Origin of the sequence: Halorubrum cibi, from assembly GCF_900182635.1 — an archaeon.
Taxonomy (GTDB): Archaea; Halobacteriota; Halobacteria; order Halobacteriales; family Haloferacaceae; genus Halorubrum; species Halorubrum cibi.
The window spans coordinates 203,396-227,412 of sequence record NZ_FXTD01000007.1 but is presented as its reverse complement, the minus strand read 5'-3'; the positions used below and the strand labels follow the sequence as shown (position 1 = coordinate 227,412).

Genomic DNA, 24,017 nt, shown 5'->3' with positions numbered 1-24,017 from the left:
TCAGACGAGAACTCTACCGCAAACCCGGACGAAAAGCGCTCAAATACGCCGTCAAAGCAACTCTCTGAAATCAACAATGTGCTACACAAGAGCGTACTACATCGAATCGGAAGGAGATCAGGAAATCGGTGATGGCTTCGTGCCCAAGACTGATGATTGGCGGGCGGAGGTCGACTGGGCCGACGTCATCATTTTCGACGATATCTGGGTAGGCCCGGACATCGGGACGGGCAAACTCGCTCAGGAACTCCGCGAGCAAGGGAAGGCTGTCGTTGGTGGAACCCCGAACACCGATCATCTTGAAGAAGATCGTGGCTATGCGATGGAGATACTCGAAGAGCACGACGTCAATACCGTTGAGCACCACATCTTCAATGACTTTGACGCAGGCATCAACCATGTCAAAGAGAATCCGGCTCCATACGTCATCAAGCCACTCGGCGAAGTTCAGAACGTCAAACGATTGCTCTATGTCGGGAATGAGGATGACGGGAGTGACGTTATAGACGTACTCCGGGCTTACAAGAAGGCGTGGGGACACCGCATGAAGGGCTTCCAACTCCAACGGAAAGTCCAAGGCGTCGAAGTCGCCATCTGCGGGTTCTTCAATGGTGAGACGTTTATTGACCAAGTCAATTTCAATTTTGAGCATAAGAAATTATTCCCTGGGAACATCGGTCCACAGACTGGTGAGATGGGAACGTCGATGTTCTGGGCGGGGCAGAACAAATTGTTCGAGGAGACGTTTGGCAAACTCGAAGGCTGGCTTGCCAACGAAGGGTACGTGGGAAGTATTGACATCAACTGTATCGTCAACGAGAACGGGATCTATCCGCTAGAGTTCACACCCAGGTTCGGGTACCCGACGATTGCGCTACAAGAAGAGTCGATCGAGTCGTCTACCGGCGAGTTCTTCTACGACCTCGCACACGGAAACGACCCGAACGTAGAGGTTCACAATGGCTACCAGATCGCCATTCGGGTTGTCCTTCCACCGTTCCCGTTCGACGACGACAAGACATACGATGAGAACTCTCGAAACGCCGCGGTGGTCTTCGAGACGGAGAGCCGCGAAGGGATTCATCTTGAAGACGCAAAGAAGGTTGACGGCCAGTGGCGTGTTGCCGGCGGCAATGGGATGCCCATCGTTGTGACCGGGAAAGGTGAGACGATGCAGGCAGCGCGTGAGCAAGCGTACGACCGGATTGATGATATCGTGATGCCGAATATGTACTACCGCGATGACATCGGTGAGCGTTGGATCAGCGGCGATGGAGACCGCCTACAGGCGTGGGGGTACCTCGGACCTGCGGATAGTTAGATACCAAGCCCGAACTTGTAGATCTCGTCAAGGTATCGGTCTTTGATGTCTTCATAGTACGTGTGGACGTATGTGGCCAATGAGTCATGCTGATCGCTGTCGTAGTCACCTTTGTGGCCAGTCATGTACTGTATTTTTTCTTCTGGCCACTGCCGTTCGTTTCGGAAGTGCGTTGAGAACCGGTGCCGACCGAAGTGTGAGGTTAGACTCCGATATGGATCATCAGGATCCATCTTATATTCGGGGTGGAAGTAATCTTTCCAAATCTCGTTGATTTTTGAATTGTTCATCTGATTATGGCGGGTCGGAGAGAGAAACAGCCATGATTTTCCGTTGTCGGGCCTCACGAGAAGATACTCAATGAGGAGCAGCCGCATCTCATCATCGAGTGGAAGCACTCGGGGGACATTCGACTTGTTCAGATTTCGGTCAGGCGGAATGTAGACGGAGTTGGGCCGGTCGCGGACTCGTCTGTGCGTCCCCATCTCATCGTAGTGGTCTGTCAGTTCTTGATGACGGAGATTGATTTCTGACAGCTTGATGTTACACAGTTCACTTGCGCGGAGACCGAGTTTCAGTTGCATCACAATGATACACCGATCCCGCCAGTGGTTCACGTCTTGGAGCTTCTCACGGAGCTCAGGAACAGAGATTCGTGGCGGCTCTTTCGCTTCTTCTGGTGACAAGTACCCTTTCTGTAGCTCCTTCGCAAATGGATTGAACGCGTCGTCGTGGGGGAAGGCCGGGTCGGACTGCCAGTATTTGAAGACGCTATTCAAATGGCGGATCTTCGGTTTAATGGTGCTGTCTGAATTTTCGCGTTCTTGGCGAAGATATGTAATGAACTCAACAACGTGGTGTTCAGCCGGGCATGCCGGGTGACGGTCTTGTTCGTTCATGAAGCTCTTCCATTGTTTGATTGGTACGGTGTAGTTATTGATCGTTCCTTGAGGCGTCGTTTCGTAGTCGATGAGGTCGCTAAGAGCCGCCTCAAACGGTTCAAGTTCCTTTCTGATGAAGGTCTCCTCGAGCGTCGAGAGCGGATCTAAATCTTTCTCGAAGGCGTCTGCGATCTCTCTGCGTTTTTCGTTTGTCATTTGAATGACTCCCTGTCGAATGACATGACGAACTCCCAGATTTCATTACATGCTGGGTAGTTGGCTGAGGCCATCAGCACCGGATTATATCGATGTGGATACTCAGTGTGCCACACGAGCCAGTGGTAGAACCGCTTGAGGAACAGCCAATAGGGTTTGTACGCTCGCTCAATTTGGACCTCGTCAAGAAGCCCCTTGATGAAAGACTCGACATCTTCTGGTGTCGCTAATGCGTAATGTCTCCCCGTGTCTTCGAGGTGGTCTCCCCAGCGGTCTTTGACGCGGCGTGCCTCCGCACGCTTCCACTTAGAATCAGAGTGGATTTCGTTCCACTCCGACCAGATATTTTGCTCATCTATGCCGGGGGAAAACGAGTAGAAACGGTACTCTTCCGGTACCTCTGATAGTGACTTGTATATCCCCAACCGTTCTTCGATCTTCTTTGAGACCACTATTTTTCACTCTCGATTGGATAGAACATCTCCTCATCTCGCTGTACCCGCTCTCCATCAAGGACATCCAATTGACGACTCACCCGTTCGGGGGTTGAGTTCATCATATGCTGAATGATTTCGCCGTACTCGGCCCCTGGGTTGTTCTCGATGTACTCGGCAATTGCTTCACGCTCACCTTGGTAGAGTGCGGTTTCCAACTCTTGGACGCGTGATCTCCTGGCTTCTAGCTCTTTGCGGAGATCGTTCCGTTGTTCTCGAAGGTCGTTGATGTCCTCGTCTCGCTCAACTGATGGGCTGAATTTTTTCATCCCTGCTTCGACCATTGCTTGAATCCACTCTGAGAACGACATATCCATCTCCGCCGCCTCACGCTTCCACCGCTCTAACTGTTCGTCGGTGGGGTAGGTCGCTACATGTTTTGTCATCGAACTATTTCTCAAGAAAATGTTCACCAGCAACAAATATAGTTCTTGTCGACAAAGATATTTAACTAACCACACATCGCTTGCCACAGCAGAGCGTTGAGATGATTCAATTTCGGGGGTGTCTGCTACGAGGTTTTAAAAGTAAACACAAATTAGCCCGAAATACTGTGCTAAAAATTAGGATACCGAGAGTCCACAAGGGATCGAAACCAGACACTATCTCTGCCACGAGTGGAGTTCTATGACCCGCCATATTGATCAGGAAATAGATGATTCAAAAAGCGTCTTTGAGCAACTGCGAAAAGCGAAGATTAATCGAACCGACAAAGACGGTGCGATTGGAGTTCCGGTATTCCTGACCGCAGAGGAACTTGAGCAGCAAGGTATTGATCCGGAAGAGACAGACGAAGTCGTAATTCGCGTTGAAAGGGGATTCTTGCTCTTAGATGATGCGAACCCCGACGAGTGAACCACACTCGTTAGAATCGGTCAGGAATCATTTACCGAGTAGCCGAGAGAGGAACCCACTTGACTCGTCAGTGTTACTGGCGTCAGTTTCGTTTTCCACTGAGTGTCCCGGCTGCGTCTCGGTCTCTGCGGGATTTCCGAGGAGCTCTTCGACCGAGTACCCGATCCACTCGGCGAATTCGTCCGGCGCGCCGATATACACGCTCGTCGAAGACTTCTCCGACATGAACCGCTTGGGGAGTCGCTTCTCGTAGTCGTACACCTCGTACTCTTCGCGGTCGAAATCGGCCGTGATCGCGTCGGGCTCTGATTCGAACGTGACGCGGCCGCCCTGAATGTCGCGCTGCCATTTGAGCCGCCCCGTGTCGTACGTTTTCTCAGCTGGTTCGTTGTCAGGGAAGTACTCCGGTTGCTTTCTCCCTGCCTCTTCGTAGAACTCCCGGACGATACGACGGACGTCTTCGATCGTACCGTTCCCGTCAGTCCACGGTTTGTCGGTGAGCATCCGTCGCGCGACGTAGCTGAAGATCGGATTCTGCCGTTCGAGTACCTCCGCGAGGTCGTCTTGCGCCGCGCGGAATCCCGGGTCCTCCGGGTTCGAAGGGAACGACACGTCCATGCTGAGAATCTTCATCCGGTTCCGGAACTCAGATTTCGGGAGCGCGTCGTTCGTCGTGAAAATCAGGCACGGCTGATCGACGCTCGTCGGCGTCCAATCGCCCCAGTAGTTCCGGATTGGACTCCACCGCTGTATCTTCTCTTTCTCCGCGTCGATGATGGCGTACGGGAAACTCGTGTTCCACTCTCGAATCCCGCGGATTTCTTTTACACCGACGTCGTCGGCGTCCACCCCGGAAATCACGGTGTTGTCGGACACCAGTCGGAGGATATACTCGGTGAGTTTGTCCTTCCCGGCGTCACTCTTCCCTTCGATGTACAGGTGTTGGAGGACGTTATCGAGTGTACGGGATGGCGATGACATAGCTTCGGCATACTGGTTTGCGAACGGGGCCCAGAACCCGTAGAGAAACGCCTCGTACATCTGTGCCATCACCGCCGTCTCGGACTGCGTGTGACCGTGGTTTTCGACGGTTTCGATGTAATCCTCGATCGTTTCGAGGCAGTGATCCAACACCGCCGGAGTCGGTTCCTCGGTAGCGACGAGGATCATCTCGTCTTGCTCACCGATCACGACTTGCTCGGCGTCCGGCAGCACCGTCATCGTCGGAATTGCCGTCGATTCCTTCACTTGCGTGTTGTACGCGCTGAGCGGTGCGGTAATGCTGTGATCCTCGATGGTTGCGCCGCGATCGCGGAGACTCGCCCCGAACTCGTCCGCCGTGTCCTTATCGACCTTGCTCGTCCCCATCCGTATCCGCTCGTCGGGCGTCCTGACACGAGGGCGATCGAGCGTGTCCGTCAATCCCGTTTCGTGTTCCGATTCGACGAGTCCCACATCCGGTTCCGTCTCTTCCTCGGCGGTGTCGTCCGAGCCATCACTGTCGGTCTCTTCTGGTTCAACGACAGTTCTGTCAGCGGCGTCCGGATCTTCGACAAACGCCACCGTTTCCTCGGCCTCGTCAGGGTCATCGACAACCGCCGTGACGTGATCTGCGACTGCTTTCAGATCCTCGACGGCGTCCTGATTGAGCGCCGCAGTGTCACTCACGTCGAGGTCGCCGGCTCCGACCCAGTACTCGATCCGATTTTCACGCTCTTCGGGAGAGTCCGCGTCTTCGAGCGCTTCAACCAAGCCTTCGAGCAGCGTCTGGCTACTGTACCCGTCTCGGTACTGATCGATGAACCGTTCGAACGACTTGTCCAACTCTGTGCCGAGTTCGGTCGTCATCACCGAGATCTGATTCGTGTGATACTCCCACGAATTCCGCGACAGGTTCGCCGACCCTTGGACGAGTTTCACCGTGTCGTCCGGCATGACGATCCGGTAAATCTTCGAGTGCACCGTCTTCCGATTCTTCAGACGCACGACGAGCCGGTCGTCCTGCCGGAGCTGTACCAATGACCGGGCCGTCGCCACTTCGTTCACCTGATCGGCATAATCGTCGGCGTTCCCGATCAGCACGTCGAGCGACCCGATCTCGTACTCGGTCAGCATTTGTACCATCAGTTCAGGCGTCTCCGCGTACGTCACTGCGTCCACGTGCTCTGCGCCCTCAAACAACTCTAAGAAGTCATCCCGACTTTTCACCATCGCTAACCGGTATTTTGCCGCCCCTGACCCGTAGAATTCCGGCATATCTGCGAACCGGTCGAACGAGATGTTCGCCGTCAGTTCGTCCATAAACATGCCATCCGTCTGCGATGAATAAACCCGTGCCGTGGAGTGGTAGTAGAATATCTTCGGTCCCCCAAAGACATCTCGACACCATCAGGAAGGTCTGTAGAGAGCAGTCAAGCGACCTGAGAAAACGTAGCTAGCCATCGAAAAGTCGCATATCGTCATCAACCTGAACCAAGGTCTCATTTTGGTAGAGTTCTGATGGATATGATGCTCGAAACTGGTACTGATCGCGTTCGAAATGAATCACTCCTCCAACGATTGTTTCCAAGGGGGAGGGAGGGTGTCCCGAGTGTAAATGGTTGTAAGCAGGCGATTCAAGCTATCTCTAGCGGATTTGTTTTGATAGGTCTGAATATACACTCTATCGGGTCTGTTGAAACCCTTAGGAAGAGATACATTCTGACCGGAGTGTGGTCAGTACAGAGGACTCACGAACCGCTCAGTACACACGAACAATGTAACCTGATCGGACACAACCTCTCCGACTCTTGGTAATAGCGCCGTACAGGATACAGAGGATCCATACAACACCGAGGTCGTGTCCAATCGGTTCCCGAGATGCTGAACATACTGTGCTACGCGAAGCATACTCACGTTGCTGTCAATAGCATAATATTATATACTTCTGTCAAAGATTAGTAAAAGCCGTCTTAGGACGGCATTCTGAACAAGCTGCTGCTTGTTCGGCATAACAGGGTGGCTTGATGCCACTCGGGTGGCTTGAACGTCACCCACTCCTACACACAGGAGACACATCTTCGAGATTGATACCCTAACAGAGTTCTGACCGTCCTGGTTGGAGCATAGATTTCAGCAACTGAATTCAACCGGAACACCCGCGCGAGTTCTTTCACATCTACGCAGTCGGGTTTCTTGTCGATGTCTGCGATTGTGTTGATCTTTTTCCGATAAGTGACGATCACATCCAAGTGCTCGGACAGCGGATCGTGGATATAACAGGAGTTGGAGGTCGCCCCAAGCACGGCTTCTGCGACGGCGTACCGCTGGGCGAGTTCGTTGAGGTTCGCGTTCTCGACGCGAACCTTTTCGACGTTCTTCCCAGCCCCATCCATTACTACTGCCTGTGCGTACCGTGTATGGACATCGATCCCAGTATATGCTCTGTTCACCTGGGACGTCAGTGCGTGAAGCAGGGGTTCACCTATCCTAGTTTCCCGGATGCCGCGGCGCTCAGCACCCGAGCTGGCACGCCTGTGACCGGCTCCTTTCACACGCGGACCAGTCAACAGAGCGTGCTCTGTGGCATGCGAAATCCATCGATCTCTTGCGCTTCATATCCTGCTTCACGCTTTCATAGAATTACGGCGGCCATCGAGTCAGCAGAGCGTTCCGTGGTACTATCTGTTAGGGACCTCCGCGTATTGGGTCACACCGCCTTTGCGTGTGTATAGTTGATTGTCATGAATAGTAGGTCCGAAAAAGTACCCGAGATCGGCGAGTTCTTTGTGATAGTCTCTTTTTGTTTTGTGTGATTCATACACCTGTTCCTTCCCGGCGATCTTATGTAGCAAGTTTAGGTCAACGTTTTCGAGAGTGTTAGCCATCACTTGTGTCTCAGTCCTGTCCTTTTTGTCTGCGATGTTCTTTATCGACTCGTACGGATCGTTACCGTTGAAACGGTCAGTGTCGTTATTGGATGTCATCTGTTTAGAAAGAGTGCTTGAAGCTTACAGCTAGAACTCATCGGCCCAGACTGTTAGTTACTGCGCAATTCGTGATTAAACCGGATACTGTTGCTATCCAAGGTTCGTTGAGAGGAGTACTTTTGGACACGTTTGGTTAGTTGACTAGAGGGTCGGCGTCGGGTTCATAATACCGAAGGGAGCCGTTCAACGTTGTAGATGGTGAACATCAGAACGCATTCTCTAAAACTGGTAGAACTTTCAGCAGTCAATTCACGCTTCAGCGACCGGGTGTTTCATCCCAACATATATCTGAAGAATAGAACTTCAACAGAGCCTCTAAAATCAATTCCCTCCCCAGCGCGTACGTGTGCTGGCGAATGGTTCGGTTGACGACTCTGCCCGTTTTTTGTGCTCGATATTGACCGCTTCGTACCCACGATCGGTCTCATGAATATCATACTGTAGTAGGTCGTCCTCTGTAGGGAATCGACCAGCAACGTCGCTCACGTGGAAGAATACATCATCAGCCACCTCACTTGTCGAAATGAACCCATAGCCATCCTCCGAATTAGAGTGATCAACAACACCGACATCGTCCCAAGCTACGAATTCGTCGTTCATCTGCTGTCCACCAGTTGGTGCTGAGGAATCGTCCGTGTCAGCGGTATCGCTCGAGTGCCCCGTGTGACTCGCCCTGTGCCTGAGGAGATCCATCGGCGCATCGAACTCATCGCCACAGTCAGCGCAGCGATGCACTGTTTTCTCCTCTGGCTCCGGATCATGAGTGCGTTCGACATGGCGGTCTACTGCGTGCTGAGAGTGGTATGTGCGGTCACAGTGGTCGCACCCGAAGCGAGCACCATCGGGCCGCTTAGTACACGACGTTAGATGAGACATCAACTCATGCTCCCTAGCAAATGGCTCCGCACAAAACTCACACTCGTAGTTTTTCTCAAGATAGTTTTGCCCGCCTTCGTCTTCGTGTATGTCCCCCGTAGTCGGGTTCGAACTATCGACGTTCGAGTCGACACTCTCGCCCGTCTCGCTCGTTTGGGCCCCCTCGGACTCAGACCCTTCTGGCGTGTTCAACCCCGAAGCGGAGAGTAACGTTCCAATAGCCTGTTTGCGTTCCTCAGAAAGTGATTCTCGAACTTTGCTAAGCAACCAGAGAGTTCGCTGAACCGTCTCAACGGGTACCTCAGCAGACGGTGGGTCTGTAATCGTCGCCGCTGTTTCCCGATGCTCTGATGGATCGGTATCGACGGGGGTCAATTCTCGAGTCAGAATCCCAACGATCACCAGTGCTTCTGGGACCGTCGAATCTGGGAGTGTCTCTAGAACCTTTTTGAATCGGTTCCCCACCTGGTAATCAGTGCGGTCCGGATTTCGGATTCGATCTCCACCGTCATATTGGAGGGACATCGACTGTTATGCTAACTGACCAGTTCACATATAATATGTTTGTGACTGATTGGCTCAATCGAGCTTGTTTCGCCTGAAGTCATGGCCAACGATAAACTGCCTAACTTCAGTTCCCGCTGTACCGTCCACCAAACGTTGCGAAGTGATCAACGAGCTCCGCCTGCGCCGCCTCAAGTTCGTCGACCGATCCGACGTGCTTGTAGAAAACAGTGTTCGAGTCGAACGGATTACCCGCCGTTGAAAGAGACCAGTCACCCTCACGCGTCCGGTCAACAACCGCTTGGTCAACAGCTTCGTCAGCACCTTTGATCTTGTAGCCGAACGCTCGCAGCGCACCGTCGACGTCGGTTCGATCGTAGTCGGTCGGAGACATCCAATACAGGTGCACGTTCAGTCGCTGCCTGTGATTCGCCGGTGCCTTCGGTCCCTCCATCTCGTGATTGATGCGATGAATCGCAAGTGCTGACCCGGAGTTTCGATTGGTCTTCACGCTCATGTCCGTCTCCGGATCGAAGAGCTCGGGCTGTTCATCAACCATCTCCTGATCGAACACGCGGAGGCGTGCCTCGATCTCGTCTTCAAACTGCGAGATCAGTTGGAGCGCCTTGAGATAGCGATCCGAACGCAACCCCTCGGTCAGAAACTCATCGGTCATAGGTCGAGTCTCGACCGGAGATACGTTAACTGTTCGTCGAGTGTCTCCGAGACCACGATCGGTCGCACCGTCTCAACGACGCCTGAAGGGTCGACCATTCGATCGATCGTCGGCTGGGGTTGGAAGCCGGCGATCTGCTGTTCAACCGCCGCACAGAAGAGAAACGCATTGGCCGCCCAGTGATCGTCGACGGCATCTCCTCGCCGTAGTACCGCCCGAACCGCCGCAGCGACATCCTGCCAGTACAGGACGGTAATTGGTCCCGACTCGTCCCACACGATCTCGCACGTCCCGTCCGGTCGCTCATCGATACTTGGCGACACGACTGCGTTGAGACGGTCACGCTGTCTCTTCGGTAACAGGAGGACGTGATCCCAACGCACGTCAGCGTAGTGTCGTTCGACGAGTCGCGCCGTCTCCGGCGTTTTCCGATAGTTGTCGTCGTCGAGTTTCACTTCGATCGAGACTCCGTAGTCGGGATGTCGAACCAGAATATCCGCCCGGCGTCGCCCGCCGTCGCGTTTCGGAAGTCGAGCCTCCCGGAGTACTTCGTTCGGTGGGTCGTCATCCGATACGCCGAACAATTCTCCGGCGAGCGCCGCAGACGGCTCAAGCAACTGCGCGAGCCACTGCGACCAGTCGAGTTCACCGCTCGGTCGTACCGGTCCCCGAAGCGCTCGCGTCCCCGTGATGTCCGTAGCGAGCGGCTCCGTCTCGAAGGGAGCCGCGGACGCTGCCCACGCGTCGTTGGATTGCTCGAATAGATCAGCAATTTCGATCGCCTTCTCGTGACCAGCTTCACTGAAGAGCTCCCACCACGAATCGAGCTCGGTCCACCACTCGGTCAAGTGGCCTTGGTTCGTGGCTCGGAGCGCAGGGTGACAGACCATCGTGGATTCCGAGCTCGAACCGAGCTGAGCTACTGAATCAATCGCTTCCCACTTTTGTCCCGGTTCCCGTAGCACTCTGTCCCGATCAGACCGATACGCCGCCACACCGCTCTCAGAGCCGAGGTACGCGTCAAACCAGGGATCAAGACGTGCCCAGTCACTCGGTTCGACGTCGCTGCTCACGAGCCGACAGACGCAACGAACTGATAAAACTGCTTGCCAGGCTCACCGGGGTATTTAGTCGATGTCTCGTGAGAGATTCGATATGCCCTCCACGGACACCACACGAGCAGCCCCCGGCCAGCGGTGGGAGACGACCCTTCACGGCATTCGTCGGCTGCCGCACCGGACGGCCGCGTTCATCGTCACGATGCATCCCGCGGTCTGGGTCGGCCTTTTCGTCGCGCTCCCGCTCGCAGTCTTGGGGTCGACGACCGTCTTCGGTTCGCGGGCAGCCGTCGGGTACGTCATCGTCTGTGCGTGTCTGTGGTTGATGATCTGGTTTTCGAGTGCGGGGCTCAAGACGAACCGCTACCGGCTTACTCCCGAGACTCGCACCCTGGTGATCGAATCCGAATTCGACGACCCCGAGACCGAACAGTTCGCGGCGGCGACCGGTGCTGACGAACAGACGATCGACCTCACCGAGGTAGAGTCCCTACAGTTGATTCCGCTCGGGCCGATCGTTGCCGCTCGGGTCCGCTACCGGTCGCTCGCTCTCACGAAGCCAGAGGGGTTCCTCATCCCGCGTGGACAACTCCGCGAGATTGCCGCCAACTTCCGATCGTGTGGTGTGTCGGTCCCCGACCTGGTTGCCGGCGACCCTCCGACACTACAGCGTCGGCCGCTCCGTGCTGTATCTCGGATCGCGGCGACGCCGATACTGATCGGCGTGCTCCCAGTCTACATCGTACAGGTTCGACTCGATATCGACGTGTGGCCGTTTCTGTTCGGGTTCGTGCTCGTCACCTGGGTCGTGATAGTTCGCCACCTCTCGGTCCGGTTCGGGATTCGACCCGAAGGAGGCCGAGCACGCGACTGGCTCCTTCGGTGGGGAATTGACCTCTTTGTTTCGGCAGTGGGGTTAGTGGCCGCGCTCGGATTGCTCGGTCTCGTTGAGTCGATGTGAGGGTGACTTGGCAACTGAGTCTTTCACCAACCGCAGCAACGGCCTCGATGCTGAGTGTGAGTTCCAACCCAATTCCTGGTTCATGGGTTGTTTCCACGGTTTGAACACTGCTTCACGGTATATTTTGAAGTGGTACTCGACCTGTAGCGATCCTCTTCAGCGCGACTAATTGACGGTTCGGCCCCGATCGATCAGCTGTGGGCACGCCGGTGTCAAGAACTGATTATGATACTCCGAAATATCATATTCTAGAGTACGATTATCGCCATGGTGGTTGAGCCGTACTTCACTGACCTCTGTCAGTGGTGAGGGAGGTGGGAAATTCATGACAAGCTCGTGAGCTGACTTGCCAGCGATTTGATTTCTCTCACCTCATTGATGGCACTCAACCACCGTTCGGGAAGCTGTGACGCCCCGAACCGCGCCCCGGCGACCGCGCCCGCAATCGCCCCGATCGTGTCGGTATCTCCGCCACGATTGACCGCCGTTACTATCGCCTCCTCGGCGCTGTCTGCGACGAGGCTATCGTGGAGTGCTGTCTGTAGCGAATGGACGACGTAGCCTGACGTTTCCAACGGGCTAGGCGTCTCACCACGAGCTACTGGTTCGAGCGCAGTCACGAGTTCGTCAGGCGCGTCTGAGTCGACGTCGTCGAGCGCAGCCTGTAACGGCGCGTCTGTGTTCTCAAGCAGACCAGCTATCGTGAGGTTCAGAATCGCACAGCCGTACGTACACCGCGGGTCAGCGTGGGTGATCTGCGAAGACTGTCGACTCACCGCGGCAAGTCGATCCCAATCACTCGCGTACGGGACAGCGAGTGGTGGACATCGCATCACGCTTCCGTTGCCTGCGTTCTGGCCTTCTCGACTCTGCTCCCAGACGTGTCGGCCCGCTTCATCCCACGCGTCGCCGTGTTTGAGTCGACTGAGCGACCTCGCCGTCATCCCTCCGATATCGAACGGCTCGGTGTCGTACCAAGCGACGAACCGCCTGGCGATGTCCGCCGGATCGAACTCTTGTAGTTCGACGAGGCTCCGTACGATACACAGCGCCTGCTCGGTGTCGTCCGTGATCGTCCCGGCGGGCTGATTCCACGTCCCCTCGCCGACCATCTCGTCGAGTCGTCCGTGTTCCGTACTGATCGCCGACGCGGATTTGAACTCGACCGGTCGGCCTAGCGCATCGCCGCACGCTAACCCGAGGAGGACACCGCGTGCTCGATCCGAATCCATACGTCGGCAACGGAGAGGAATTTGAAAAACCTACGTCGTGGTACAGTATCAATCAACGTGGAGGGGGGAGGGGGTTCCCGAGTGAAATTGAATGGTACGTCTCGCATGACTGGTCCTGTGTGAGACATCGATACTGACCCGAGACTCCTTCATCGGTCACCACTTACCTCGTTCTGCGAGCGCGAACGGATACACGATCCCACTGCCGCCGTCTCGCAGCGTTAATCCGGCCTCGGTAAGCGTCCACCGGGAGTTGACTGTCTCGTCAACGAGCAAAACCGGGTCTGACCGAACACCGGCCGTCACCTCGAACGCGTCCTCGACGTTCCACCGTTTCTGATACGAATTTGCTAACTCGTGTTGCGAGTCGGTCGATTTGACCTTTCGCAACGCGGGTTCGTAGGGAACTCCGAGTCCCGCTGCGATTCGCTGTGCGAGATCTGTCACGTGCTCATCGTCGTTTCGTGACGGGACAGCTGTCACCCACGCCGGCGCGGGTGTCGGTTCCCACACGGCTTGGATGTGTTCAACGGCGGCGTCGACTACTTCCTGGCTGTATGCCTCACCATTACTCCGCTGTTCGCGGACGAGCTCACCGAGCCCCGGGTCTCCGTACACGGTGAGTGTCCGCCCGTCTTCCGTTTTTCGTGTGTCTGCGATCTTCGAACGCCCACCGTCCGGCTCCGGCATGTAGTACCGTGCAGATATCACCTGCCACGACGCGTCCCGGTAATGCTCGACAGCTTCGTCGACGAGCGCTTCGTCTCGGACCGAAGACGGGAGGAACGGACCGGTACAGTTCGCACACTGCCCACACGACGTCGTCATCGTCCCGTCGAGCACGTCGTCGATAAACGCCGCCAAGCAGGACTCCGTCTTGACGAACTCTTGGATCTGCGCGAGTTCCCGCCACCGCTGTTCCGTGATCGATTCGAACCGGTCGTGATCGTACTGCCAGTCTTTCGACGTCCGCTCGAACCCGTCCTCAACGCGGAGCAACGCGTTCTCGACACGTAGGATATTCAGTCACTTCGACGCCGCTTTCCACGACACGTTCGCGCGTTTCAACACCTCATACTTGTACAGCGGTGCGTCGCTCTCTTCGATCGTCGCCAGGACGGTTTCGAAATCCTCCGGAGCAGGGAACGCTTCTTCGATGAAGTACTCGGCAATCCTGTCGTCTTCCTCTCCGGAGAGCAGGACGGCGTACGCCTCGTCTAACCCGCGTCCTGCGCGACCGATCTCCTGGTAATACCTGATGAGGTTTGGCGGGCGCTGAAAGTGGACGACCCACCCGAGGTCTGGTTTATTGAAACCCATCCCGAGCGCGTTCGTCGCAACGAGCGCGTCGACCTCGTTCGCCAACAACTGGTCTTCACGTTCGCTCCGAACGTCCCCGTCCATTCCTCCGTGATAATGCTTCGCAGAGAATCCTCGCTGAGTCAACCACTTCGCCACCATCTCGACTTCGTCAGTCGTCAAGCAGTACACGATCCCGGACCCTGGTAACTCGCCGAGATTCTCCGCGAGCCACGCGAGTCGCCTCGCTCGTGAGTCCATCTCTACCGTTTGAATGCGTAGCGAGTCCCGCATGAGATCACCACGAATCACGCGCAAGTCCGGGACCTGAGTCGTCACGTCGTCAATGACCCGGTCGTTCGCCGTCGCAGTCGTCGCTGCAACCGGGATATGACTCGGTAGGTCCTGTAGGATGCGTTTGATCCGACGGTAATCCGGCCGGAAATCGTGACCCCAGTCAGAGATACAGTGAGCCTCGTCGATGACGAGCAGTCCGATTTCGTCTTCCATCTCCGCAAGAATATTCTCACGGAATTCCGGCTTAGCGAGCCGCTCTGGTGAGATGAGAAGTACGTCACAGTCCCCGTCGAGAACCCGCTGTTTCGCGTCGTCCCACTCATCGGTGTTGTTCGAGTTGATCGTCCACGCGTCAAGCCCGAGTTGCTGTTCCGCGTCCTCGATTTGATTCCGCATCAACGCCAACAACGGACTGATGATGAGCGTCGGCCCAGCTCCCTGTGCTCGCAACAGTTTTGTCGCAATAAAATACACCGAGCTCTTCCCCCACCCGGTCCGCTGAACGAGCAGTAATCGCTCTCGTTCATTCACGAGCGCATCGATCGCTTCCCACTGGTCAGACCGGAACTCCGCATCGGGCCCGATAGATCGCTCAAGCAATTTCTGCGCCTGCCCTTTCGTCACACGATCTGGCGAATCACTCACGTCTACGTGACTCTCATCACACCGACTATTGATGTTACGGGACGCGCCTCACGATCAGTAACCGATCACGACCAGCCCCGTGTGTCGCCACTCAAACTATGAAGTCAACAGCTGGTCGAGTTAGCTCTCCTAGTCACAGTCAAGACAGTGACTGTTCGGAGCTCATCTCTCCCACACGACTGGTGTGATCGGGAGGTATCCCTCGAAAAACTTGATGAGCAGAATGCCGTTGTCAAAACCGATGAGTGCCCGTTCCTATACAAGACGACATCGCACTCTCGTCCCGACGACAGTATGTCCGGGACTTTGAGGTCCGCTGTCTCAATGTGGACGGGATAATACTGCTAGAAAAGATTTATTCCGTGCTAGCGCGAACTGAGGGCGTATGGAGGAGCCACGTCCGGATCGGAAAGCTGATCCCGAAAGCGACGGAGAGCCGCCGGACTTCAAATCGCTGACCGATCCCGAAGACGTCGTTCGCGGTAAGCGCACGCGTGACGACTTCTTTGACGCCGTGCTCGGGTTGAGCAAGCCGGCGACCGCAAGCGACGTGGCCGAGCTCGCCGGACGGGGCGTAGACGCGGCACGTGAGTACTTGAAGTGGTTCGAGGAACTCGGCATCGTGACGCGAGTCACTGAGACGCCGGCGACGTACCAGCGGAATCAAGCGTACCTGAACTGGCGTCGCGTACAGCGGCTCCGAGACGAGTACTCCGACGACGACCTGCTCGGGTTCCTCCAAGCGGAATCCGAACGAGCCAAGTCATTCAGCGAGCAGTTCGACGCCGAGTCCCCCGAAGCGGTGTCGATCACCAAGCACGCGTCCGCGACTGGCCGGTCAATCGAGGATGTGTGGGAAGACGTGTCTGCGTGGAAGACCGCTCGTCGACGAGTCGATCTCCTCGAACGTGCGCTCACGTCCGGTTCGGCCGGTGACGCCAACGAGCGAACGGCGGTATGAGCGACGGGGGAGACGCTGACAAGTCGGGCAGGCCGGGTAGTGGCGCACCAATCGACTTCGACCGTCTCGATGTCATCAGAGATCGGCTCGCTACCGACGAGCGTTTCGTTCGGATTGAGGAGCGCCCCGAGTTCGCACCGGACCGCCTGGTCTGTACGTACGACTCGCGGTTCTATCCCGGTCGCGTCGAACGAGCCCATATCGAGATTGCGTGGTACGAGAACGGCGACTTCACGATCCACTACCACGAAGCTCACCAGGATAGAGCGTTCAATCACCGATGGGACCGTCACCCCTCGGATCACAATACGCGAGACCACGTCCATCCGGGCCCCGACGCACCGACGCCCGGCGACGACGTCGACCACCCCGACGATTGGCGCGACGTCCTCTCGACAGCACTCACCGAGATTGAGACGCGACAGCGGGCTTTCTGGGAAACGTAACCGTCTCAACTACCGGGCATCACTACCGAAGAGGTCAGGCGGACCACGCACGGACTCTTTGTGAACGCTCACCGCTGGTCGCATGACGAGTTCGTCGGGTAACCTGCCACAGACTCATCGCTGGGACGGCCACAATCCGCACGTCTGTGACACGCGACGCTCGTTCAGGCAGTCACCCAGAGCCTCGGTCAGTTCAGATTCAGCCGCACGTCACCCATCTGCTTCCCACGGGCGACGAGTGTGGTACCGTACTCACTGCGTGCTTGATCCCATGCCGCGAGCGCCTCGTTGATCGATCTGTGACTCGCAAGAGCTTCGGCGAGCGCGGTTGCATCACCAGCTGCCTTCGCGGTCCCCGCTGCCGTATGCGGGCGGGCAACGAACGCACCATCTCCGAGCAGACATACCCGATCTGTAACCATCGCCGGGACCGTCAAGTCGTAGATCGCCTGTACGAAGAGGTCTGGTGTCTCGCTGACGAGCGTCTCGAACACGGGTGGGAGCGTGGCTGCGCGCTCGCGCTGTCGGTGACGAACCGGTTCGCGCAACTGACCCGGTGAAACGGAGAACCGTTGTTCGGTATCGCTCGTGTCTGTGAATATCACACCTCGGTCCCGTCCGTCGAGAGTATCGTACCACACCCAGTTGAGCCGACGCAAGCCCGGCTCAGTCTCGCCGTTCGGGCCCGGAATGAAGTACGCGAGAATGAGCTGATCGGCTCCCTGGTAGAACGTGAACATCTCGTCGAACGCCTCGGCACACGCAGCCGGGAGGGTCGCTTCGTCGACGACGCCACGCCACGCGACGTAGGATGCGAACTCTGGTTCCACGTCGGGATGTAGTTGCGCGCGTGTCGCCGACTGACCACCCTCGGCGGCGACGACCATGTCCGCCGTCCGTTCCGTCTCGTCATCGGTCGTGGCCGTGGCCGTCTCGGGCGTCACGCCTGTGACCGTTGTCCCAGTTCGGTACTGCTCGTCGGGGAAGGCGTAGCGGAGCTGTCGATAGAGCGCGTCCCACGACGTGAACACCATCGTTTCGGACACGGCGCGTTCGACATCCCCGCTCTCGGTAAGGAACCGACGTTCGTGAGACCGCGTCGTGATCTCCGCTGGGTCAACGATATCATGATCGCTGAGAAACCGGCGGATATTCTGTTGGGCGACGATACCGCCGCCACGGCTTTTGAGCGTACCTGCCGACTGCTCGTAGATCGTTGGATGGTGACCCGACCGCGCGAGCGTAATACCCGTAAAGAGCCCGCCCATCGATCCGCCGGAAATGAGCACATCGAGACCGGACACAGACTGATGGGACTGGTCGGTGGACACACTAGTCCGTTACTGCGTGACAGGTGAAAGCCTACGGGTCCATCGAAGCCGCGAGGCTTCCCGTGGCGGTTGCCGATTCACTCCGGGACGTGGTATCTACGGTGCGAGGGAGTCTCAATCAAGCGGCGTAAGGGTAATTATGTCGGAAGTTCCTCGTCAATGCCAACATCGTGCCCACCGGCGTACCCGTTCAGCTTGGCAGCAATCGGCGACTCACGCAACTCGTCGTCGCCGTATCCCGCCGTCTCAAACGCGTCCATGAGCGAGGAGACGGACCGCAGCTTGTACTTCTGGTGATAATCCTCAGCAGGATAGAAGCGTGAGAGCTGCTCGATGCGTGTTCCGATCCCATCGGCAGTGAGTCCCTTTGTAGTGAGAAACTCATCAAGGACTGCTCGTTGCTCTTCCGTCCCAGCAAACACGATGTTCTGGTACTGTGTTTTCCTGGTCTGGTGCTGTGGGTTGTGCGATTTGAACACCCGATTCAGAAGGTCTCGATACGCTACCGTGGCGGAATCGAACTCGAGTTGGAACACTTCTGTGTGGTCGCCTAACGCGTGATACGTCGGATCGAGTTTTGTTCCGCCGGCGTAGCCGATGCGGGTACGAACGACGCCGTCCATCGCACCGAACTGGGCATCAGGCCCCCAGAAACAGCCGATTCTGAACGTCGCCGTGGCAGTCTCCGCACTATCCATCGCACGGCGGTCGTATTCACGTATCTGTGTTTGTGTGAGCGTCATTGGAGTCACCAGCCTCAAGAGTCGCCGAAGCGTGGGTCGTGGATCCCACCACATTACCACTAGTTAGGCTCGCAGCCGTATATGCTGAGTGTCGATATCCATGCGCAGTCGGCAGCGAAAAGACACTCTCGGCGTCGTGAGCTGCTGTGGAGTGCGGTCGACGGTTCGGGTCATCGAATACTCGACCTACTGAGTCTGCCCATCTCTTATTTGTACTATTACGTTAGTTCGCGGCCGATCTGGTGAGATACGGGAAGGAAGCAGCGACGATTGACCAACCCGCGTGCGGGTGGCCGTTAGGGCGCTGCCGCGCCGATGTCCCCGTTAGATCTCGCAAAGGGAATGTCGATTTCGAGGCCGTCGTAGGTCAGTTTCGGTTTCTTCGCCTGACCTGCTCCGCCACCTTCGAACTCGATAACACCGATATCGTCGAGTTCAGAGAGGTTTCGGTGAACCTGTTTGTAGTCCCGGTCCACCAGTTCGGCAGCTTCGCGGATACTTTCGGGTTCGTGTTCGGATATTGCTTCTAACAACTCCAAGTTCTTCGGACTGAGGAGTCGGCTGAGTTCAGCGTACGAGCCGAAGTTCAATACCGGCTGGGCGTCGTCGAGATCCTCACCCTCCTGAGCGGCCTTGATGCGACTGCGCGTGCGCTGATCGAGGCGGTCGCGTTCGCCGACGGTGACTTTGAGTGTGGGCATGGTATGTCCCTCCCGGAGGCGTCCTACTCTGACCAGTCCCACGAAACGGGAGTCATTTCTTCAACGTCACGCTTGAACCGGTCGTAACGCGTCAGCATTCCGGAGAACTGAATGATTTCGACATCGTTCCCAATGTGGCGATCGTGACTTTTCGTCCGTTCGTGAGCGTTGTCGTGGTGGAGGATGGTGTCGCCACCGACTTCCCGAGGTGTAGACTGTAGTCCATACGCTCGGGTACTTCTCAGCCTCCGTCTGCCGGATGGTCACACTGACAACGTAGCCATCTTCGACATCCTTCCACTCTTCGATGGTGGTATAGGACGCTATCCGTCACCTATGTTATCACCTCCATATGTATGAGCCTATGGACCCCACAACATAGGACAGGGGCGGCTCAGATAGGTTCAGGTGGATCTGTTGAGCCCTGAAAAGGTGATCTGTCTTGCTCCGGCTTGGTCAATACAAGCGGCTCACGAATCGCTCAGTACAGGACTGTAGATTTAACCAACGGTCTACCGTACGCCACGAGATTGTTGGTTAAGACAGCTAATAATATTCCTCCACGCATGGCACGCCCGACGATCAATATACTGTCCCCCAGATTATTATACTGTTCTCTCGTTGTTTGCTATACGATGCCCGAAGATACGTCCCCACCCTATCGAATACGCCCGGATGGCGGTACCGAACACCGTGATGTGAACGATGTCGTCGAAGACGAATGGATTGAGGAGACGACGCCGTTCGAACGAGTATACGAGATTATCCGCCGTGCCTACGAACCGACATCAGCTGCGAAAATCGCCGATCGTGCTCGTGTCTCGCCGACCACGGCGCGAAAGCACCTGCGAACACTCGAAAACGCCGGCGAAGTGACGACGTCGCAGGACGGTCAGACGACGCAGTACCGACGGTCGGAAACGGCCATTGTCACCGAACACGCACAGTCGCTCCTCGCGGAACAGACGCCGGGAGAGATCGCATCCGGAATCGCGGATATGAAGGCACAGATACAGGCGTGGCGCGAGGAACATGATGTCGATTCACCCGAGGAGTTCGCCCGTGAGTTGACTGTTGACGACGCCGACAGCGACCACGGTGCGCTCCTCACAGAGTGGCAAACGACACGACGCAACCTCGCGCTCGCCCAAGCTGCACTCGCTATCGGTGAGGCGACTCACACTGGTCACCTGACCGGCACAGACACGGATGACGACGGCAATGGGGATACATCTGCCGTCGTATGACCGACGACGAGAGAAATCAACACCGCCAGTCGAATGAGCAATCCGAGGTGTTCGGCCCTATCGACGCCGGAGCGTTGCGCGAGATTCGAGACCTGTTCGTCGAACAGGAGCCGCTGGTCCACACGGCGTCACTAGACGATCCGTTGAATCCACAGACGCTTTCGATTGAACTGTCCGACGGCGTCGGAGCGGCGTCAACCGCTCAGATAGACGTCCGATGGAGTTTAACTGGGAACTACGCCGCACACTATAGTGACGACCGCGATCGGAATTTTCGGTTCGACTGCCACCCGAAACCTGACGCGCCGAGACAGCATTTCCACCCACCACCCGATGCTCCGAGCCGGCCGGTCGAGCCATCCTGTATTACTGTGTCCGCAGTCAGCCTTGTCACACGGGCAATCCTCCAACGCTGGCGGTATGCCTACACTCACGACACGTTCGAGGAACTCAACGACGCCGAGAATCCGCCGTAGGCGGGCGTTTCGAGGATGAACTGTCTCGTGGCATCCTGAACAGCACGGACAGGGATGGACTCTCGTTTGGACTGTTCTTCTGAAATACCGCTCAAGTACACCGGAACTCGGTCAACCCTAGTCAGGAATCGTCATCAGACGGTGGTCGTTTTGACAGTCGATCGAACCGATCTTGCGCTGCCGAGGATCGTTCTGTTGTCTCTTCAGGCTCGTATACTGCTTCCTCAATTTCACCATCACGAAGCGTTACTGTGAGGATTGCGTCGGCGTGCTGCGCATCTGTAGGGAACTGTGCCGCGTCGATCACAGCGTTCCCAACCTCGTCGCCATCGCGTTCGAAAAACACGGTTGCGTAGCCGTCTTCGATATTGTCGATAACAGCCGTGTACGTGCCGTCAGGTAGCTCAACTGGCGGCATTAGTATTGCTCCTCCACGACACGCTCTCCATCATCAGTTGTGACTATCACTGTATCGCCATTATTGTTCCATATTGGAGAGCCCGACCCCCAGTACAGTTCGGTTTCCGTATTGGTCCCGCTCCCAGTTCGAAGCGTTAGGGTTGCTTCTGAGCCGATCGTGACGCCATCAGGGATCGTGTAGGTGTGCCCAGCGTCATCAGCGACGGTCCACCCGGAGAGATCAAGCGGGTCATCTCCCGTGTTCTCGAAGACGATGTACTCGTCATTGAGGTTCTCCCGATCATCGCCTTCTGCATCGGCGTTGATTTCTGCGACTGCGAGTGTCGCGTTCTCAGTCGACGTCTCGTCATCATCGTCTTCTGTAGAATCGTCACTCCCGCCCGAATCAATCGCCCCAGTCCCAGCTCCGCCAAGCCGGTCGCGTTCAGTCACTGTGCCGGTCGTCCCTGGTTCGACAGCATCCCCATCACGAAGCGCACCGGGGTCTGTCGGGGCAGCCGCCTGGGTTTGAACGGAGACTGCGCTCCCGTCGCTCACAAGCACGATATCACCGTGGGTCGCGGTCCAATACGTCGGGATCGACCGATCCGACAATCGCTGTAGCACCTCATCGTTCGGGTGGCCGTACTGCGAATCATACGCGCTTGACACCACGACTGCTTCCGGCTGTACCGCATCAAGGAACGCTTCACTCGATGAGCTCGCAGAGCCGTGGTGTCCGGCTTTCAGCATCGTGGATTGTAACTGCTCGCCGTACCTCTCAACGAGGTATGCTTCCTGGTCGTCTTCGGCATCACCAGACAACAGGAAGCTTGTCTCTCCGTACGTGAGCTTCAACACGATGCTGTTCTCGTTGCGCGCTTCATTCTCTAGATACGGCTCCGGTGGCCCTAACACATCAACGGTGACCGCACCGAATGGAAGCGAATCACCCTCTCGCGTCTCGTACAGCGTCACATCGTGCTCCTCGATCGCATCAAGGTACTCGCCGTACGTTTGTGTGCTCGCGGCAATTCCGGGATCGTACACCGCACCGACCCCGTCAGCCTCCGTCTCGTAATAGTCGATGATCGCTGCGTTCCCACCAATGTGGTCAGCATCGTTGTGTGACGTGACGAGATGGTCGATCCGCGTGATGTCGTGGCGTTGTAGATAGTCGATGACGTACTCGCCGTCATCGTTGTAGTGTCCGGTATCAACGAGCATCGTCTCCCCATCCGGCTCGATAATGAGCGTGCTCACTGATTGCCCGACATTGATATAGTGGACTTCGACGGTCCCGTTTGTCGTCGCTACAGATTCTGTGTTATTCCCTGGTGTGGACTCTCCTGGTGTCGAATCACCAGGAGCCGCACCCGCACAACCAGCGAGCACGACCATTACCCCGACGACAACCAACAGCACCCCGCGTCTCATACACACCAGTCTGGCGGAAGCGTGTTGAGCGTTCGGATGGCGTACTCATCGTCGAATCAACCCGCATAGTCTGTGGAGCCCTGGTTTCGGTCACCCAGCGTTCTTCTGCCCCAGATGACTCCAAGCGTCACCAGCATCCCAGTCGTGAATCCTGTGCCGTGCGCAACGACGTTCACGAAGCGACGGCTCGCATCGAGTTCAACTTGGAATAACACAGCAATCAGGGCCACCACGACAACCCACCCGACACCCACACGCACCCCCGCATCACGATCGTGGGCCCAGGCACGTCGCATCCGTTGAATCAGAGCGCTGTGATGCGCCCCGATTCCGAACAGAATTACACTCGTCACCCCAAGGGCGATTCCTGCGAGTTCCGGCAGCACATCGGATGTGACCGACAACACGGTGAGTGACGCAACAGTCACTGTTCCTGCCGTGACCACGCCAGCCGCATACCCGTACCACGCCGTCACTGATCCAAGCAGTACCACGTACAACATCCCACCGAACGCACTCACCACACCAGAAAATCCGCTTGCCGTCGTTATTCCCGCAACGACCTCCCACTGAAGCAGGAGGACCCAGTAATCAATGGCTTTCGTCACTGGCGGCGCAACCACAACGCACCCAGCGGTAGCGAGCCAAAACGTGCGTCGACGTCCTCGCTTGGCGAGTAGTCCGTATATCGAACCGACCACAACAGTGTACCACGCAACGTTCGACACAAGGTGCCCCAAACTGTCGTGGACCGCTGCCGCTGTCCATGCTGACACCAGCGACGGCTCCCCATATGTGAACACGAACTCTGTCCGGAGTGACTCTGGGAAAACCAGATGGATCGCAACAAGGAGGCCACCCACCCCAGCCAATATCGTCGCCTCTACCGACTGTTTGAGTGTAGATACAGGTGGGACTCCACTCATTGCCGTGGCGTAGCCAAGTCAGATGGAAAAATATCAAGAAGTCTGTCAGGCACGGCTATATGAAATT

The 24,017-nt window shown here is 56.5% G+C and carries 25 protein-coding genes and 1 pseudogene; 7 read left to right on the top strand and 19 right to left on the bottom strand.

Translation table 11 applies throughout. From position 1 onward, the window contains the following. The first annotated feature begins 43 nt into the window (after nucleotides 1–43). Nucleotides 44–1,321 (top strand): phosphoribosylglycinamide synthetase C domain-containing protein, encoded by a 1,278-nt coding sequence (locus FN829_RS10920; protein WP_246066516.1) that lies wholly within the window; start codon nucleotides 44–46, stop codon nucleotides 1,319–1,321. On the opposite strand, the gene FN829_RS10915 is transcribed toward FN829_RS10920, so the two are convergent. Genes FN829_RS10915 through FN829_RS10905 form a run of 3 tightly spaced genes read right to left on the bottom strand, consistent with a single transcriptional unit; the run spans nucleotide 1,318 to nucleotide 3,325 of the window. After that, nucleotides 1,318–2,418 carry a tyrosine-type recombinase/integrase gene (locus FN829_RS10915; protein ID WP_142986992.1) on the bottom strand — a complete coding sequence of 367 codons (1,101 nt, stop codon included), beginning with the start codon at nucleotides 2,416–2,418 and terminating at the stop codon, nucleotides 1,318–1,320. The two genes, FN829_RS10920 and FN829_RS10915, sit on opposite strands and share 4 nt — an antisense overlap. Beyond that, nucleotides 2,415–2,870 (bottom strand): hypothetical protein, encoded by a 456-nt coding sequence (locus tag FN829_RS10910; protein WP_094558433.1) that lies wholly within the window; start codon nucleotides 2,868–2,870, stop codon nucleotides 2,415–2,417. The genes FN829_RS10915 and FN829_RS10910 overlap by 4 nt, the downstream gene beginning before the upstream one ends. Then, nucleotides 2,870–3,325 carry a hypothetical protein gene (locus tag FN829_RS10905; protein WP_246066513.1) on the bottom strand — a complete coding sequence of 152 codons (456 nt, stop codon included), beginning with the start codon at nucleotides 3,323–3,325 and terminating at the stop codon, nucleotides 2,870–2,872. The genes FN829_RS10910 and FN829_RS10905 overlap by 1 nt, the downstream gene beginning before the upstream one ends. A gap of 214 nt (nucleotides 3,326–3,539) precedes the next feature. Here FN829_RS10905 and FN829_RS10900 point away from each other — a divergent pair, with 214 nt between their 5' ends. After that, nucleotides 3,540–3,767: a hypothetical protein gene (locus FN829_RS10900; RefSeq protein ID WP_094558434.1), complete on the top strand. Its 228-nt coding sequence runs from the start codon at nucleotides 3,540–3,542 to the stop codon at nucleotides 3,765–3,767. A gap of 27 nt (nucleotides 3,768–3,794) precedes the next feature. On the opposite strand, the gene FN829_RS10895 is transcribed toward FN829_RS10900, so the two are convergent. The 6 genes from FN829_RS10895 to FN829_RS16230 form a co-directional block, all read right to left on the bottom strand. Next, nucleotides 3,795–6,068: a hypothetical protein gene (locus tag FN829_RS10895; RefSeq protein ID WP_142986991.1), complete on the bottom strand. Its 2,274-nt coding sequence runs from the start codon at nucleotides 6,066–6,068 to the stop codon at nucleotides 3,795–3,797. A gap of 737 nt (nucleotides 6,069–6,805) precedes the next feature. Then, nucleotides 6,806–7,141 (bottom strand): hypothetical protein, encoded by a 336-nt coding sequence (locus FN829_RS10890; RefSeq protein ID WP_142986990.1) that lies wholly within the window; start codon nucleotides 7,139–7,141, stop codon nucleotides 6,806–6,808. A gap of 285 nt (nucleotides 7,142–7,426) precedes the next feature. Beyond that, entirely contained in the window at nucleotides 7,427–7,732 is a 306-nt protein-coding gene (locus FN829_RS10885) for a hypothetical protein (RefSeq protein WP_142986989.1), read from the bottom strand. A gap of 324 nt (nucleotides 7,733–8,056) precedes the next feature. After that, entirely contained in the window at nucleotides 8,057–8,335 is a 279-nt protein-coding gene (locus tag FN829_RS10880; RefSeq protein ID WP_142986988.1) for a cold shock domain-containing protein, read from the bottom strand. Between the two features lie 907 nt (nucleotides 8,336–9,242). Continuing rightward, nucleotides 9,243–9,791 carry a hypothetical protein gene (locus tag FN829_RS10870; protein WP_142986986.1) on the bottom strand — a complete coding sequence of 183 codons (549 nt, stop codon included), beginning with the start codon at nucleotides 9,789–9,791 and terminating at the stop codon, nucleotides 9,243–9,245. Continuing rightward, on the bottom strand, nucleotides 9,788–10,864 hold the full coding sequence (locus tag FN829_RS16230; protein ID WP_246066512.1) for a hypothetical protein: 1,077 nt from the start codon (nucleotides 10,862–10,864) through the stop codon (nucleotides 9,788–9,790). Before FN829_RS16230 ends, FN829_RS10870 begins: the two co-directional genes overlap by 4 nt. Nucleotides 10,865–10,946: 82 nt before the next feature. Between FN829_RS16230 and FN829_RS10860 the strand changes: the two genes are divergently transcribed. Then, nucleotides 10,947–11,810 carry a hypothetical protein gene (locus FN829_RS10860; RefSeq protein ID WP_142986985.1) on the top strand — a complete coding sequence of 288 codons (864 nt, stop codon included), beginning with the start codon at nucleotides 10,947–10,949 and terminating at the stop codon, nucleotides 11,808–11,810. 323 nt (nucleotides 11,811–12,133) lie between these two features. Here FN829_RS10860 and FN829_RS10855 read toward each other — a convergent pair whose 3' ends face one another. The 3 genes from FN829_RS10855 to FN829_RS16220 all read right to left on the bottom strand — a co-directional run bounded on the left by FN829_RS10855 (nucleotide 12,134) and on the right by FN829_RS16220 (nucleotide 15,262). Beyond that, nucleotides 12,134–13,042, bottom strand: coding sequence for an ADP-ribosylglycohydrolase family protein (locus FN829_RS10855; protein ID WP_142986984.1), 909 nt, complete (start codon nucleotides 13,040–13,042; stop codon nucleotides 12,134–12,136). A 156-nt stretch (nucleotides 13,043–13,198) separates the two neighbouring features. Then, nucleotides 13,199–14,041, bottom strand: a complete 843-nt coding sequence (locus tag FN829_RS16225) for a hypothetical protein (RefSeq protein WP_246066511.1) — start codon at nucleotides 14,039–14,041, stop codon at nucleotides 13,199–13,201. A gap of 27 nt (nucleotides 14,042–14,068) precedes the next feature. Beyond that, nucleotides 14,069–15,262 carry a RecQ family ATP-dependent DNA helicase gene (locus FN829_RS16220; RefSeq protein ID WP_246066510.1) on the bottom strand — a complete coding sequence of 398 codons (1,194 nt, stop codon included), beginning with the start codon at nucleotides 15,260–15,262 and terminating at the stop codon, nucleotides 14,069–14,071. 406 nt (nucleotides 15,263–15,668) lie between these two features. Between FN829_RS16220 and FN829_RS10845 the strand changes: the two genes are divergently transcribed. Together FN829_RS10845 and FN829_RS10840 are read left to right on the top strand one after the other, a co-directional pair. Then, complete coding sequence (locus tag FN829_RS10845) at nucleotides 15,669–16,244, top strand: DUF7342 family protein (RefSeq protein WP_142986983.1); 576 nt, start codon at nucleotides 15,669–15,671, stop codon at nucleotides 16,242–16,244. Continuing rightward, nucleotides 16,241–16,690, top strand: a complete 450-nt coding sequence (locus FN829_RS10840; protein WP_142986982.1) for a hypothetical protein — start codon at nucleotides 16,241–16,243, stop codon at nucleotides 16,688–16,690. The genes FN829_RS10845 and FN829_RS10840 overlap by 4 nt, the downstream gene beginning before the upstream one ends. Nucleotides 16,691–16,878: 188 nt before the next feature. Here the strand turns inward: FN829_RS10840 and FN829_RS10835 are convergent, their stop codons facing one another. The 4 genes and pseudogenes from FN829_RS10835 to FN829_RS16445 all read right to left on the bottom strand — a co-directional run bounded on the left by FN829_RS10835 (nucleotide 16,879) and on the right by FN829_RS16445 (nucleotide 19,792). Then, the gene (locus FN829_RS10835) at nucleotides 16,879–18,021 is read right to left on the bottom strand and encodes an FAD binding domain-containing protein (protein ID WP_142986981.1); all 1,143 of its coding nucleotides are present in this window, start codon (nucleotides 18,019–18,021) and stop codon (nucleotides 16,879–16,881) included. 137 nt (nucleotides 18,022–18,158) lie between these two features. Next, nucleotides 18,159–18,764, bottom strand: coding sequence for a peptide-methionine (S)-S-oxide reductase MsrA (locus FN829_RS10830; protein ID WP_142986980.1), 606 nt, complete (start codon nucleotides 18,762–18,764; stop codon nucleotides 18,159–18,161). A 296-nt stretch (nucleotides 18,765–19,060) separates the two neighbouring features. Next, the gene (locus FN829_RS10825) at nucleotides 19,061–19,465 is read right to left on the bottom strand and encodes an HVO_A0114 family putative DNA-binding protein (protein WP_142986979.1); all 405 of its coding nucleotides are present in this window, start codon (nucleotides 19,463–19,465) and stop codon (nucleotides 19,061–19,063) included. Between the two features lie 23 nt (nucleotides 19,466–19,488). Beyond that, nucleotides 19,489–19,792: pseudogene (locus FN829_RS16445) on the bottom strand (toxin-antitoxin system TumE family protein). A gap of 308 nt (nucleotides 19,793–20,100) precedes the next feature. On the opposite strand from FN829_RS16445, the gene FN829_RS10815 reads away from it, so the two are divergent. Then, entirely contained in the window at nucleotides 20,101–20,712 is a 612-nt protein-coding gene (locus FN829_RS10815) for a winged helix-turn-helix domain-containing protein (RefSeq protein ID WP_246066509.1), read from the top strand. After that, nucleotides 20,709–21,188, top strand: coding sequence for a hypothetical protein (locus FN829_RS10810; RefSeq protein ID WP_142986978.1), 480 nt, complete (start codon nucleotides 20,709–20,711; stop codon nucleotides 21,186–21,188). Before FN829_RS10815 ends, FN829_RS10810 begins: the two co-directional genes overlap by 4 nt. A 121-nt stretch (nucleotides 21,189–21,309) precedes the next feature. Here the strand turns inward: FN829_RS10810 and FN829_RS10805 are convergent, their stop codons facing one another. From FN829_RS10805 to FN829_RS10795, 3 genes are read right to left on the bottom strand one after another with little or no spacing between them, the layout of a single operon-like run. Next, complete coding sequence (locus FN829_RS10805; RefSeq protein ID WP_142986977.1) at nucleotides 21,310–21,606, bottom strand: DUF3006 domain-containing protein; 297 nt, start codon at nucleotides 21,604–21,606, stop codon at nucleotides 21,310–21,312. Then, nucleotides 21,606–23,024, bottom strand: coding sequence for a lamin tail domain-containing protein (locus FN829_RS10800; RefSeq protein WP_142986976.1), 1,419 nt, complete (start codon nucleotides 23,022–23,024; stop codon nucleotides 21,606–21,608). Before FN829_RS10800 ends, FN829_RS10805 begins: the two co-directional genes overlap by 1 nt. A 56-nt stretch (nucleotides 23,025–23,080) precedes the next feature. Beyond that, nucleotides 23,081–23,950, bottom strand: coding sequence for a hypothetical protein (locus FN829_RS10795; protein WP_142986975.1), 870 nt, complete (start codon nucleotides 23,948–23,950; stop codon nucleotides 23,081–23,083). Between the last annotated feature and the right edge of the window lie 67 nt (nucleotides 23,951–24,017).